This is a genomic window from Enterobacter cloacae complex sp. P47BA (assembly GCF_014930485.1).
In the GTDB taxonomy this organism is placed as follows: domain Bacteria; phylum Pseudomonadota; class Gammaproteobacteria; order Enterobacterales; family Enterobacteriaceae; genus Enterobacter; species Enterobacter bugandensis.
Window position 1 is genome coordinate 134,916 of record NZ_JADBRF010000003.1, and the last position, 12,687, is coordinate 147,602.

Annotated in this window: 12 protein-coding genes; 2 read left to right on the forward strand and 10 right to left on the reverse strand. The window is 55.4% G+C overall.

All coding sequences use genetic code 11. The annotated features are described in order from the left end of the window. Positions 1 to 5 precede the first annotated feature (5 nt). Complete coding sequence (locus IM299_RS05415) at positions 6 to 401, reverse strand: YraN family protein (RefSeq protein WP_028014533.1); 396 nt, start codon at positions 399 to 401, stop codon at positions 6 to 8. After that, positions 359 to 2,506, reverse strand: a complete 2,148-nt coding sequence (locus IM299_RS05420; protein ID WP_193357125.1) for a penicillin-binding protein activator — start codon at positions 2,504 to 2,506, stop codon at positions 359 to 361. The genes IM299_RS05415 and IM299_RS05420 overlap by 43 nt, the downstream gene beginning before the upstream one ends. Before the next feature lie 63 nt (positions 2,507 to 2,569). On the opposite strand from IM299_RS05420, the gene rsmI reads away from it, so the two are divergent. Together rsmI and IM299_RS05430 are read left to right on the forward strand one after the other, a co-directional pair. Beyond that, positions 2,570 to 3,433: a 16S rRNA (cytidine(1402)-2'-O)-methyltransferase gene (gene rsmI / locus IM299_RS05425; RefSeq protein WP_193357126.1), complete on the forward strand. Its 864-nt coding sequence runs from the start codon at positions 2,570 to 2,572 to the stop codon at positions 3,431 to 3,433. Positions 3,434 to 3,438: 5 nt separating this feature from the next. After that, positions 3,439 to 4,419: a Fic family protein gene (locus IM299_RS05430; protein ID WP_048956694.1), complete on the forward strand. Its 981-nt coding sequence runs from the start codon at positions 3,439 to 3,441 to the stop codon at positions 4,417 to 4,419. Between the two features lie 13 nt (positions 4,420 to 4,432). Here the strand turns inward: IM299_RS05430 and IM299_RS05435 are convergent, their stop codons facing one another. The 8 genes from IM299_RS05435 to garD form a co-directional block, all read right to left on the reverse strand. Beyond that, entirely contained in the window at positions 4,433 to 5,206 is a 774-nt protein-coding gene (locus IM299_RS05435) for a DeoR/GlpR family DNA-binding transcription regulator (protein ID WP_193357127.1), read from the reverse strand. Positions 5,207 to 5,316: 110 nt separating this feature from the next. Continuing rightward, positions 5,317 to 6,360, reverse strand: coding sequence for a galactitol-1-phosphate 5-dehydrogenase (gene gatD / locus IM299_RS05440; RefSeq protein WP_048956691.1), 1,044 nt, complete (start codon positions 6,358 to 6,360; stop codon positions 5,317 to 5,319). Between the two features lie 41 nt (positions 6,361 to 6,401). Further along, positions 6,402 to 7,775, reverse strand: a complete 1,374-nt coding sequence (locus tag IM299_RS05445) for a galactitol-specific PTS transporter subunit IIC (RefSeq protein ID WP_193357128.1) — start codon at positions 7,773 to 7,775, stop codon at positions 6,402 to 6,404. A gap of 4 nt (positions 7,776 to 7,779) precedes the next feature. After that, positions 7,780 to 8,064 (reverse strand): PTS galactitol transporter subunit IIB, encoded by a 285-nt coding sequence (gene gatB, locus IM299_RS05450; RefSeq protein ID WP_021242240.1) that lies wholly within the window; start codon positions 8,062 to 8,064, stop codon positions 7,780 to 7,782. Between the two features lie 28 nt (positions 8,065 to 8,092). Then, positions 8,093 to 8,560 (reverse strand): PTS galactitol transporter subunit IIA, encoded by a 468-nt coding sequence (gatA, locus tag IM299_RS05455; RefSeq protein ID WP_104950031.1) that lies wholly within the window; start codon positions 8,558 to 8,560, stop codon positions 8,093 to 8,095. A 13-nt stretch (positions 8,561 to 8,573) separates the two neighbouring features. Further along, positions 8,574 to 9,845 carry a tagatose-bisphosphate aldolase subunit GatZ gene (gatZ, locus tag IM299_RS05460; RefSeq protein ID WP_193357129.1) on the reverse strand — a complete coding sequence of 424 codons (1,272 nt, stop codon included), beginning with the start codon at positions 9,843 to 9,845 and terminating at the stop codon, positions 8,574 to 8,576. A 20-nt stretch (positions 9,846 to 9,865) separates the two neighbouring features. Next, on the reverse strand, positions 9,866 to 10,720 hold the full coding sequence (locus IM299_RS05465; RefSeq protein WP_048956685.1) for a tagatose bisphosphate family class II aldolase: 855 nt from the start codon (positions 10,718 to 10,720) through the stop codon (positions 9,866 to 9,868). A 176-nt stretch (positions 10,721 to 10,896) separates the two neighbouring features. After that, complete coding sequence (gene garD / locus IM299_RS05470) at positions 10,897 to 12,468, reverse strand: galactarate dehydratase (RefSeq protein WP_193357130.1); 1,572 nt, start codon at positions 12,466 to 12,468, stop codon at positions 10,897 to 10,899. Positions 12,469 to 12,687 lie beyond the last annotated feature (219 nt).

Consider the following 12,687-nt stretch of genomic DNA (forward strand, 5'->3'; position numbering starts at 1 on the left):
CTTAATTATGCGTCTTCGCCAAAAGCGTTTTTAAGCCATTCGATCTCATTTCCGGTGAAGGCTATCACATCGAAACGGCAATCCACAGTATCAAAGCTCCCATTATGGCGGGCAAGCCACAAGTGGGCAGTCTGTAATAATTTATGTTGTTTGGCGAGCGTCACGCTGGCGGCAGCACCGCCAAAACGGGAAGACTGTCGAAAGCGGACTTCTACAAACACAATCACCTGACCGTCTTTCATGATCAGATCAATTTCGCCGCCGCGCCCGCGAACGTTGGCGGCGATAAAGCGCAGCCCTTTGCCTTCGAGCCAGCGACGCGCTTTTAACTCCCACGCATCGCCGGTCTCTTTACGGCTTAACTGGCCGGGACGATTTGCCCCTGCTGGTATTTGAGCCATGATAACTTCCTGTTAATCACACAGTCCTGAGTGGCGGTCAGATCGCCGGTGTTGCCGTTAAGCTCAAAGCCCGGTACCTGACGCATCTGGGTAAAGTGGTTTGCCAGCGCCCACGCATCAACACCCATCGCATACAGACGCGCCAGAGAGTAGTCGTTACGTACGGAGCTTAGCGCCTGCTGCATCAGCGCCGGGTTGCTGCCCGCCAGCATCGGGATTTCGCTGTACTGCAGGCCGTCCATTTCCAGACGGAAATCCGGGCCTGCGGTGCCCTGTGCGCTGCGGGAGCTGGCGTAGAGCGTTGCGCCGCTCTGGCTGCCGTTACGCATCGCGATCATCGGCTTGATAAAGGCGATCTCCTGCGGCGTGGCAACGATATAGGCCGCATCTACTTTACCACCACCGCTTATCTGCGCGTCGGTTGGCGGGGCAGGGATGGTCAGGCCTCCAATGGTCACGCTCTGCTGCTGCGGCAGGCTGGCGGAAACCGGACTGCCGTTAAGCGCGATACCCGCTCCACCGTTAACGCCCGCACGCAGTTCAGAGACGGAACCGAATTTCTGCTGCAGCACGATGCCGCCGCCCAGCTTCTGCCACTCGTCGGCAAAAGCATTAGCCACGCGATCGCCCAGCGTACTGCGCGGGATCAGCAGCAGCGGGGCCTGTTTACCCTGCTCGTGGATATGACGTGCCGCATCGCGGGCTTCATCTTCCGGAGAGAGTGCGAAGTAGCAAATATTGGCCCGGTTCTGAACTTGTTCCGGCTGGTTGAGCGCCAGTACGTTCAGCGTGGTATTGCTCTTCATCAGCTCTTCCACGTTGTTTTTCAGCAGCGGGCCGACAACGATGCTTGCCCCGTCCTGCTGAACCTGCGCCAGCACCTGGTCAAGCGGCTTCGAACTGGTGTCGTAGATTTTCAGCTCAGCGCCAGGGTTCGCGCTGGCGGTCGCCACGGCCTGCGGCTGATCGGCAGGTTGTGATGCTGGTTGTGCCGGCTGCTGTTGAGGCTGTTCTGCCGTTGCCTCTGGTGCAGGCGTCGCTTGTGCCTCAGCCGGAGCCTGTGCTGCTGGTGCGGCAGTCGCTGGTGGGGTTGTCGGTGCGGTAACCGGATTTTGCATTGTACCCTGCGCCGGGGTTTGTGCGGTGGTCAGGTCACTGGTCTCGGCGGCTGAGGGGCTGACAACGTCGTTCACGTTGGCCGCCTGCGCTGCCTGCACCGGAACCGCACTGCCCGTTACCGGCGTGGTGCCGTTTTTCGCCGCTTCAAAGCCCTGTTGAATCGTACGGCCAAACACTGCCGCCTGGCCATTCAGCGGCAGAAGCAGCGCAATTTTGCTTGTCGACGCAGGCTTAAAGTTCTGCACATTCACCAGCTGGGTTGGCAGCATTTTTGCGCCCGGGTTCTGCGGGTAACGGGTCTGCCAGTCGGTAATACCGGCTTTCAGCATTTTTGGATCGCTGCGGTTGTTAAACCACATCTGCTGCAGATCAAGCCAGCCCTGAAGCACGTTTTCGTCCGCGTTAATGACCAGCGCCTTTGCCTGATCCTGGGTCATCGAGGCAAGCGCCTGCCAGGTGGCATCAATATTTTTCTGCTTGTCGGCACCGGCGAGCAGCGGCTCCTGGGCAATCAAGGCACGCAGGAGCGTCAGGGAAGGGCGCCCCTGCTCAGCGGTAATGCCCGCCTGCCAGAAGCGCGCCTGCTGGTTTTTATCCAGCGCGCTCAGGTCGATGCTCCCCAGGATCTTTTTCGCGCCATCAAAATCTTTCTGCGCGACCTTCAGCTCGGCAGAGAGCAGGCTCTGCTCAAGTTGCTGAGTATCGTTAAGCTCTTTCGGCAGTTGGCCGAACAGCTCGGCAGCCTGCTGGGTTTTGCCCTCTTTCAGCAGTGCACGAATGGCGAGTAATTGCCAGTTGATCCTGGTATCATTTGTACTCTGCGACATTTGTTGCAGATAAAAGCCAGAATCAGCCTGAGCGGAGCCCTGAAGATGGGCGGTGCTCTGGTCAGGTGCCTGGGTGCCACAGCCTGCAAAAATCAGGGCTGCGAGCAGCAGCGGCACGCTGCGCGTGGCTTTTTTTCGAAGAAACGTTAACGGTACCATACTGTATCCAGTGATTTTTTTTTACGCAATGCTCAATATTAAATCGGCAATACGGACGAAACAATGAAACAACACGAAACGGCAGATAATTCTCAAGGCCAGCTTTATATTGTACCTACTCCTATCGGGAATTTGTCTGATATTACCCAACGTGCGCTGAACGTATTGCAAGCTGTTGATTTAATTGCCGCTGAAGACACCCGCCACACCGGTTTACTGCTGCAACATTTCGCGATTAACGCCCGTTTGTTTGCCCTGCACGATCACAATGAGCAACAAAAAGCCGAAACGCTGGTGGCGAAGCTGAAAGAGGGGCAGAACATTGCGCTGGTCTCCGACGCCGGTACGCCGCTGATCAACGACCCGGGCTATCACCTGGTGCGGACCTGTCGTGAAGCCGGTATTCGCGTTGTACCGCTGCCGGGGCCGTGCGCTGCCATTGCTGCGCTGAGCGCGGCGGGTCTGCCGTCCGATCGCTTCTGCTATGAAGGCTTCCTGCCTGCCAAATCAAAGGGCCGCCGCGACGTATTGAAGGATCTGGAAGCAGAGCCGCGCACCCTGATTTTTTATGAATCCACTCACCGCCTGCTGGAAAGCCTGGAAGATATGGTCACCGTCTGGGGCGAATCCCGCTACGTGGTGCTGGCGCGCGAGCTGACCAAAACCTGGGAAACCATTCACGGCGCGCCAGTCGGTGAACTGCTGGCGTGGGTGAAGGAAGACGAAAACCGCCGCAAAGGCGAAATGGTGCTGATTGTCGAAGGGCATAGGGCGGAAGAGGATGCCCTGCCTGCTGATGCGCTGCGCACGCTGGCGCTGCTCCAGGCGGAACTGCCGCTGAAGAAAGCGGCGGCATTAGCGGCAGAGATCCACGGCGTGAAGAAAAATGCGCTGTACAAGTATGCGCTGGAGCAGCAGGGGGAGTAAGCCAGATGAGCCGCTATCAGCCTCCTTTCACCATCACACCCTTTATCCTCAATCAGGTGGTTGAGATTGGTGAGCTATTAGGACATTGGGCGGCACATTCAGGTCGAACTTCTCCGCTACTCCGTAAAGAGAACCGTATTCGAACCATTCAGGCCTCGCTAGCCATTGAACATAACTCGCTGACGACAGGGCAGGTGACGGCAATCATGGATGGCAAACGCGTACTTGCTCCTGAAAAAGATATTCAGGAAGTACGCAACGCTATCCTGGCATATGAGAAATTGCCCGAATGGAAGCCCTGGAAGCTCAACGACTTACTCAGTGCACACCGATTATTGATGAAGGGTCTGGTCGATCATCCCGGAACGCTCAGAAATGGGGACGTAGGGGTGTACCGTGGAAACCAGTTAGTCCACATGGCTCCGCCAGCCTCACAGATGAACCGTCTTATCGACGATCTTCTTGCCTGGCTTAAGCAAACCGATCTTCACCCGCTGATTGTCAGCTCGGTATTTCATTACGAGTTTGAGTTTATTCATCCCTTTTCGGATGGAAATGGCCGCATGGGGCGGCTGTGGCAAACGTTGATCTTAAGCCAGTGGCGCGCCGAACTTGCATGGCTGCCCGTTGAGACGCTCATTCACTTCCAGCAAGCGCGCTATTACCAGATTTTAGGGCAATGCGATCGGGCCAGTGATTGCACGGCATTCGTGGAATTTATGCTGCAAAATATGACCGAAGCTTTGCGGGAAGGCATAGGTATGTCGTCCGTCATGTCGGAAAAAATGTCGGAAGAACTGTCGGAAAAGGAAAAGTCCATCCTTGAGCTTCTTACCGTTCAGCCGCAAATGACTGCGGTAATGTTGGCCTCTGCACTGGGCGTGGCTTCCCGCACTGCGGAACGTTATCTCCATTCTTTGCAAACAAAAGGTAAATTAAAACGCCTGGGGGCAAGGAAAGGGGGAAGCTGGCAGGTCATACGCTGACCTGCGTCGTTTGCTAAACCGTAATGATCTCGGTGCCCGTTTTACCCAACAGTTCTTTTTCGTGTTTTCCGATCCCATCATCCGTAATCACACAGTCGATTTTTTCCATCGGCAACACCTGGTTGAACCCGCGCCGGTTGAACTTGCTGGCGTCCAGCACGGCAATCACCTTATGCGCGGCGGCAGCCATAACGCTGCTAATCGAATAGCCTTCATTGAACGTTGTAATGCCGTTGGTGGCATCAATACCGTCCGCGCCGACAAACATCAGATCCGCGCTTATCCCGGTCAAAGAGCGCTCGGCGATGGTGCCATGCATAGAGTGCGTTTTATGGCGCACGGTACCGCCGCAGACCACGAGCGTAATATCTTTATTTTCCGAGAGGGCAAACGCGGCAGGCAGGCTGTTGGTAATGACGGTGATATTGGCTTTTTTGGTGAGTGCTTCGGCGATGAGCATGGTGGTGCTACCGCTATCGAGAATGATCGTCATCCCTTCTTCAATCATGGCCGCAGCGGCCTGTGCGATGCGCTTTTTCGGGTCTCTTGCCAGCTTATAACGGTCTTCCAGCACCACTTCCTGATTTTCGCTTTCCGCCAGGCTGCTGCCGGGTCTTGCTGCGCCACCGTGAAAACGCGTGACCAATCCTTTCTCTTCCAGCAGGCGCAGATCTGTTCGAATCGTTACTTCTGAAATGCCAAACATATTCGACAGATCCAGCACCATGACACTGCCCTGAGCGTTGACGAGGTCAACGATTTTATTACGTCGCTCAAATGAGTTCATATTGAAATGCCTGATAATTAACTGCCTCTATTCTAATCGAAGGTATGCGAAAGGTGTACGGTAATATTCGAAAGTAAATGTGAGCCAGCTCAGGTTGCTGGCTCGAAGCACTACGCGAAGCGCAGCATGATTTTGCCCTGCATTGGCGCACCGTTGAGTCCTTGCACGGCCTGAGCGAAGCTATCGCAATTGCCGGTATGAGCAATAAGGGGCTTTAGCTGTAGTTTTTTCTCTGTGAGAAGGCGCGCCGCGGTTTCCCATTCTTCACCCGGCCACGGGGCCGAATAATTCATCCAGCTTCCCAGAAGCGTCAACTCCTTACGCAGTATCTTGCCAAATGTCGCCGCAGGTAAGTTCAGGTCGTGATGCAGCGTACCCACCAGAGCGACCTGGGCGCGCGGCCCTGAGATATCAATGGCGAGCGTAACGGTTTGCGGTGTGCCAGCAGTCTCAAGAACCAACTGATCAAATGGGTTGTCGCTCAAGGCGTTGAAGATGTCCTCTGCGGCCAGAGAGCGGCTATTAAACACCTGAGTTGCCCCCAGCGCTGTTGCCAGCGCGAGCTTATCGTCGTTGATGTCAACCGCGGTAACACTGTTGGCGCCTAATGCCAGCGCACACTGCATCGCCAGCAGGCCGATCGTTCCTGCGCCGACAATGATGACGTTCTTACCCTCGCAGCCGGAAGCGAGATGAAATGCGTGTAGCCCTACGGTTATGGGCTCAATAAATGCGCCATCTTCAATTGCCATCTCTGCAGGAAGGCGGAACAGGTTTGCGCGCTTCACCACGATATATTCCGCGTTACCGCCTTCGCTACGAGATCCGACAAACTGATACTGCTTGCAGAGCGAGTAGTAGCCTTTTTCGCACGCCGGACAGGAGAAGCAGGGCAGTAATGGCACGCAGGCAACCGGATCGCCTGCCTTGAGGTCGTGCACTTCGGCACCACAGGCTTCGACATGACCGCTAAATTCATGTCCCAGGGTGATGGGATAATAATGTGCCCCTCCGGCAAAAATTCGCGGGATATCGGAGCCACATAATCCTGAGCAGGCAATACGCACCTGCACATCATCCGCAGCCTGTATGTGAGGGATTGGACGTTCTTCAACGCGCACGTTGCCCTCAGCGTGAATTACAACTGATTTCATATTCACTCCAGAAAAAGAGGGGGAGCATGGCTCCCCGGGTATCAAGACACCGTCTGGCTTTGCGGGTTAGCGGCGTTCTTTTCTGCCGCGTTAAACACACGGGCACGTCGCCAGGTGAGCAGGACGCCGGTGACGTAAATTGCACCAATCACGATGAACCCCACCAGGTTTTGCCAGGTGAAAAATTGGATGAGCAGCCAGGTGATGGGTGAACCGCCCTGGTCCATGGAGGCCACCAGCCCGCCAGCTTTTAATGCGCCAGCATTTTGCGCAAGCTGGGTGTGGAGGCCGATGGTCTGGGTCGCAATCCACAGCGTAATGCCCATAATGATGACGCCAGAGATAAGCGTGCGGAACAGGTTGCCCTGATGCACCGCGACCGCCATCGCCACAAAAAAGCCGATGGTGGCAAGGTCACCGAACGGCAACACCTGGTTGCCCGGCACCAGAACAGCAATCAGGATGGTAAGCGGGATGAAAATCAGGCTGGCGGAGACGACGGACGTATGGCCCAGCAGCAGCGCCGGATCGAGACCGATTAAGAACTCCTGCCCACCAAACTTCGCCTGCAGACGTTTACGGGCATGTTTAGCAATCGGCGTCAGGCCGTCCATAATCGGTTTGATTACGCGCGGCATCAGCAGCATCACGGCGGCGGTTTTCACGGCCAGTTGGAGAACGGATTTGGCGTCATAGCCTGCCAGCATGCCAATCGCCAGTCCCATCACAAACCCAACCGTGACCGGTTCGCCAAACGGGCCAAAGCGTTTTTGCACATCGTCAGCGCTAAAATGAATACGCTTAAGACCTGGGATTTTATCGATAATCGTATCGACCAGAACGGCGATCGGACCGAGGTAAGCTGACGAGCCGTGAGGGATGGCAATCCCTTCCAGACCGAAGAAGTCCCGCGTGTCTTTGGCAAACCAGTCCCCCAGCTTGTAAACAAACGCGGCGTGCACCACAACGCCCAGGATCCCCAGCCAGTAAGAGCCGGTTGCCAGGTGCAGCATCGCACCGGTGAAGGTCATGTGCCAGATGTTCCAGATATCGACGTTCACCACCCGCGTCATCCGCGTCACCAGCATGACAACGTTGACGCCAATCGCAACAGGGATTGCGATAAGTGCAATCTGTGATGCCCAGGTCATTGGGGATGAACCTGGCCAGCCGACATCCACCACGTGCAGGTTAATCTGGAACTGCTCAGCCATCGCTTTGGCCGCCGGGCCGATGGAGTCAAGCATCAGGCCGATAACCAGCCCGATCCCGACGAAGCCAATGCCGATATGTAGGCCGGATTTAAAGCAATCGCCCAGCTTCATCCCCAACAGCTTAGAGAAGATGATGATGACGATTGGCAGCATTACGGTTGGCCCCAGATCGAGGATGTACCGCATGATTTCGGTAAACATGTTCTTACCCCTCGAGGATGGTCAGAATTTTTTGCTGCAGGGCTTCGATGCCGACGCCGGATACAAACGGCATGCCATGCACCACAGGGATGTCGCCAAAGGCTCTGTCAACTTTCGCCGTGGTACAAATCAGGTCTGCACCGTCCATATAGGTTTCGATTTCAGTCACCCTGCACTGGACCAGATCCAGCTCAATGTGGTGGGCTTCACACAGTTCTTTGATCTCTTCTGCTGCCATGGTTGAGGTGGCGACAGCACCGCCACAGGCAACAATAACTTTGCGTTTCATAGGGCACTCCTTTTTTATTATCAGTATGTTATGAAGCCTGGGCACAGACGACAGGCTCAAGGATCGTCTCCCGGAAACGATCGGCCAGGCGCTCTGCGGGCGCAGCCAGCAGCATGTCCAGCGTATCCGGGTTTTGTAGCTCACTGAAAAGGCGGCGCAGCAATTTCATTTGCGCCGCAGGGTTTTCAACGATTAACGCGATGATGAGTGAGACGGCGACCTCGCCATCATCATCGGCCTGCTGAAAATGCACCGGTTTGTCCGGACGAATCAGGTAAATCGCGGGGTGTTTCGCATGTACGGCTTCGCAGTGCGGAATAGCGACCGCATGGCGTTCAAGGGCAATGCCGGTGGGGTAGTTCATCTCCCTTTCCAGAAGGGCGGCAGGGTAGGTGGCGTGTACAACACCGTTAGCCAGCATCTCCTCGCCAATATGCGCCAGCGCCTGCTGGCAGGTTTCAAACACAATTCCGGTACGGACAAAAACGTGACTCATACACTCTCCGGCATCAGACGGGTTCAGGGGTGCAGCCAAATCGATAGGCGCGTAATACATCCTGTATTTTGTCGATGATGAGATTTTGCGGTGTTGCGGCGATCTCATTCATCGACAATCGTTCGAACTGGACGGGCATAAACTGGCTGATCAGCCCCAGAGGCAAGGAGGTTGCGCTCAGATTAGCGATTAACTTCTCAACGCTCTGGCGAATGCGCGGGTGCGGCCAGTAGTAGCGAATGCGATCGGACAGGCTAAAGTGAATATCCACCATTGCCTGGCTCCAGGTAGGGCGGTAGTACTTTTTCCAGTAATCCGGCTCGTTCAGCATGACTTCGTCGATCACGTCAAGCACATGGCTGCGTTGCTCAGGGGCGATGAGGGCCTTCTCCATTTGTGCGAGGGCAAAAATGGCTTCTCGCAGGGCAAAGGTAAGCGCCGGGCCGACTTTCAGGATCGCGAAGTGATCGCGAACCAAAGCGCGATAGGCCTGACGAGTCTGATAGTCCGTTGAATGCGCCTCATAGACCATGGGTGTCTGGCGGATCCAGCCGGAAAGCGCCTCTGCCGCTTGCGGCTGATAGTGAATAATTTGCGTATGGTCGAATTCCACGCCGGGTTGCACAACTAACGCAATCACACGCGTCATCGCCTCGTTCAGACCGAGCGCGGCAAAGGCCTCACGATGCGTTTCCAGCGTCTGCGCGGCATCTTCCACACGGGTAACATGAACGCTGTTAATACTGCTGGCTTCACCGCCGGGAACGGGAACCTCAGTACCAATCACGTAGGTTAGCGCCGCTTTTTGTTCTTCAGTGGCCGTCTCTTCTGCGGCTTTGCACAGTCGGGCGGCACGCTGTGCCACCACCCCTGGCGGGAGTGGAACAGGATCGTCGGCGCAGGACATTGAGGCGTCCAGGTGGATCTTGCTAAACCCTGCCACGACATAGGCTTTGATCAATGCGATGGATTTCTCCATCGCAGCGTTTGCCGGTTCGTTTTGCCAGCAGTTTGGCCCCAGATGATCGCCACCCAGGATCAAACGTTCATGCGGAAAGCCCACCTCGTTGGCGATCTTCAGAACAAAATCACGGAAATCAGCGGGTTTCATACCGGTGTAACCGCCGAACTGGTTCACCTGATTTGAAGTAGCTTCAATTAGTACCTTGTTGTCGGTATGCAGATCGAACCGTAATGCGGCTTCGATAACCAGCGGGTGCGCTGAACAGACAGAACAAATACCGAGATGCTCTCCCGCCTTATGGCGGGCAATAATATCTTTCACATTTCCTCCGGGTCAGGACTTTAGAGTTTTCCTTCACAACCACAATCGTTAATGACTTTGCGCACCACCTCTTTCATGGCACGTTTGGCGGGCACCATGTAATGTCGCGGGTCACTGGTTTCGGGATGTGAAGCGAGATAGGTTTTCAGCGCATTCGAGAAGGCGATTTTGAGTTCTGTGGCAACGTTGACCTTGCAAATACCGAGGCGAATAGCCTGACGGATATCGGCCGTAGATAAACCTGAAGCGCCGTGCAGCACCAGCGGGATATCGACCTGATTGCGGATCTCTGCCAGACGTTCAAAATCAAGTTTCGGCGTGGCAGTGTAGAGGCCGTGCGCGGTACCGATGGCGACGGCCAATGAGTCGATATCCGTTAATTCAACAAATTCGCGTGCCTGTTGCGGGTTGGTGTAAAGCGCGTCTTTGCTGTCGACGACCAGGTCATCCTCCTGACCGCCAAGACGGCCAAGTTCAGCCTCCACGCTAACGTCGTAACGGTGGCAGTAGTCTGTCACTTTCTTCACCAGCGCGACGTTTTCAGCGAATGGATGATGCGATCCGTCGATCATCGCCGAGCGGATCCCGCTCTGGATTTTCTGCGCAATATCGTCGAAATCTTCGTGATGATCGAGGTGGATCGCCAGTGGCTGGTTGTACGTTTTGGCCAGATCGCTGGCGATGGCGACCACGTTCCCGGTTCCGGCATAGCTAAACGTACCGGGTGTACCCGCGACGATCAGGGGGGAGCGCATTTCAGAGGCCGTTTCAACGACCACCTGCAGCGTTTCGAGATTATGAATATTGAATGCCGGTACGGCGTACCCTTCGCGCTGTGCTTTTAACAGCATCGCTTTCGACGAGATGATGAACATCTTTCCTCCGAAACCTTTCGTTTTGTTTGTGCGAAAGACAATATAGGGTTTCGGAATGTTGTTTTGTGATTGCCATCTTAAAAATGAAAGAATCGAAATGAAAGGCAAGGATGTGAAAGAAATGAAAGCAAAAAAAAGCATGGCCGAAGCCATGCTAAGCGAGGTTTACAGCAAACTCACGTCACCGGCGCCGGGTTAAACACCGCCAGCTGGTTATGCAATCCCCACTGGTCCGAGAAAGTTTTCTTCCTCCCGCTCGCTACGTCCAGAATAAAATGGAACAGCTTCCAGCCCACGTCCTCAATACTCTCTTCCCCGGTGGCGATGGTGCCCGCGTTGATATCCATTAAGTCATACCAGCGGTTTGCCAGCTCGGTGCGCGTCGCCATCTTGATCACCGGGACCGCCATCAGCCCGTACGGCGTGCCGCGCCCGGTGGTAAAGACCTGCACTGTAATACCGGAGGCCACCTGCTGGGTGCCGCACACAAAATCGCTGGCAGGTGTTGCCGCATAAATAAGGCCGCGCCTGGTTGGCCGTTGGCCCGGAGAGAGCACTTCCACAATCGCGCTCTGGCCGGATTTGGCAATCGAACCGAGGGCTTTTTCCACCACGTTCGCCAGGCCGCCTTTCTTGTTGCCCGGTGAAGGGTTGGCGCTGCGGTCCGTTTTGCCCATATCAAGATAATTATCGTACCAGGCCATCTCCTCCAGCAGGCGTTTGCCCACCTCTTCGTTGACTGCGCGCGGCGTCAGCAGATGGATGGCGTCACGCACTTCGGTTACCTCGGAGAACATCACCGTGGCGCCGCAGCGAACCAGCAGATCGGACGCATAGCCCACTGCCGGGTTGGCCGTCACGCCGGAAAACGCATCGCTGCCGCCGCATTGTGTTCCCACCACCAGTTCCGACGCCGGACACGTTTCGCGCTGGCGGCGGTTGAGTTTGTCCAGATGATGCTCTGCTACCTGCAAAATATCGTCGACCATTGAACGAAAACCAACGTGGCGCTCGTCCTGCAGGCGCACGATGCTGGCCCCGTCAGCCGGGATGGCTTTGACATCTTCGGTGCCCTGCAGCAGGCGCTCTGGCTGCAATTTTTCACAGCCGAGGCCAATAACCATCACCTCGCCGCCAAAGTTCGGATTCAGGGCGATATTGTGGATAGTACGGATCGGCACGACCGCCGCGGGCGCATTGATCGCTACGCCGCAGCCGTACAGGTGGTTAAGACCCACTACGCCGTCGACGTTCGGGTACTTTGGCAGCAGATCGCGTTCAATGATTTTCACCACGTAATCCACCACGCCCGCCACGCAGTGCACGCTGGTGGTAATGCCGAGCAGGTTTTTGGTGCCGACGCTACCGTCCGCATTGCGGTAGCCTTCAAAGGTATAGCCCTCCAGCGGCGGCAAAGCTTCAGGAACGCGGGTCGCCAGCGGAAGCGTATTCAGCGGCGGTGCTTCTGGCAGCGCCACCAGCGACTCCTCAATCCAGCTACCCTGCGGGATAGCGCTTACCGCATAGCCGATGACTTCGCCGTAGCGTACGATTTCACCGTGGGCAGGAATATCGACCAACGCGACCTTGTGCCCCTGCGGAATATGCTCAATCAGCTCCAGCCCGTCCGGGAAGCGGGTGCCTGCTTTTAAGCCATTGTCGTTGACAATAATCGCCACGTTATCCGTATCGTGAACCTTAATATAAAACGCCGTCGGGGGTACCTCTCTAATTACAATATCGGTCATTATTCACTCTTCTCCGGCAAAGTTTCAGCTATGAAAAATAACTCGTTGGATAATCGTTTTCTTAACGTAGAAATAAAGCATGTCAGGAGAAGAAAAGTGAAAATGTGATCGCGATCGTTTCAGGCGGACTAATCCTTGATTCTGTGCATTAGCGCCCACTGCTTTGTGCATATGCTCAAAATAGCATTGAGATGTAACGCAATACTTGAGCATCAAAAC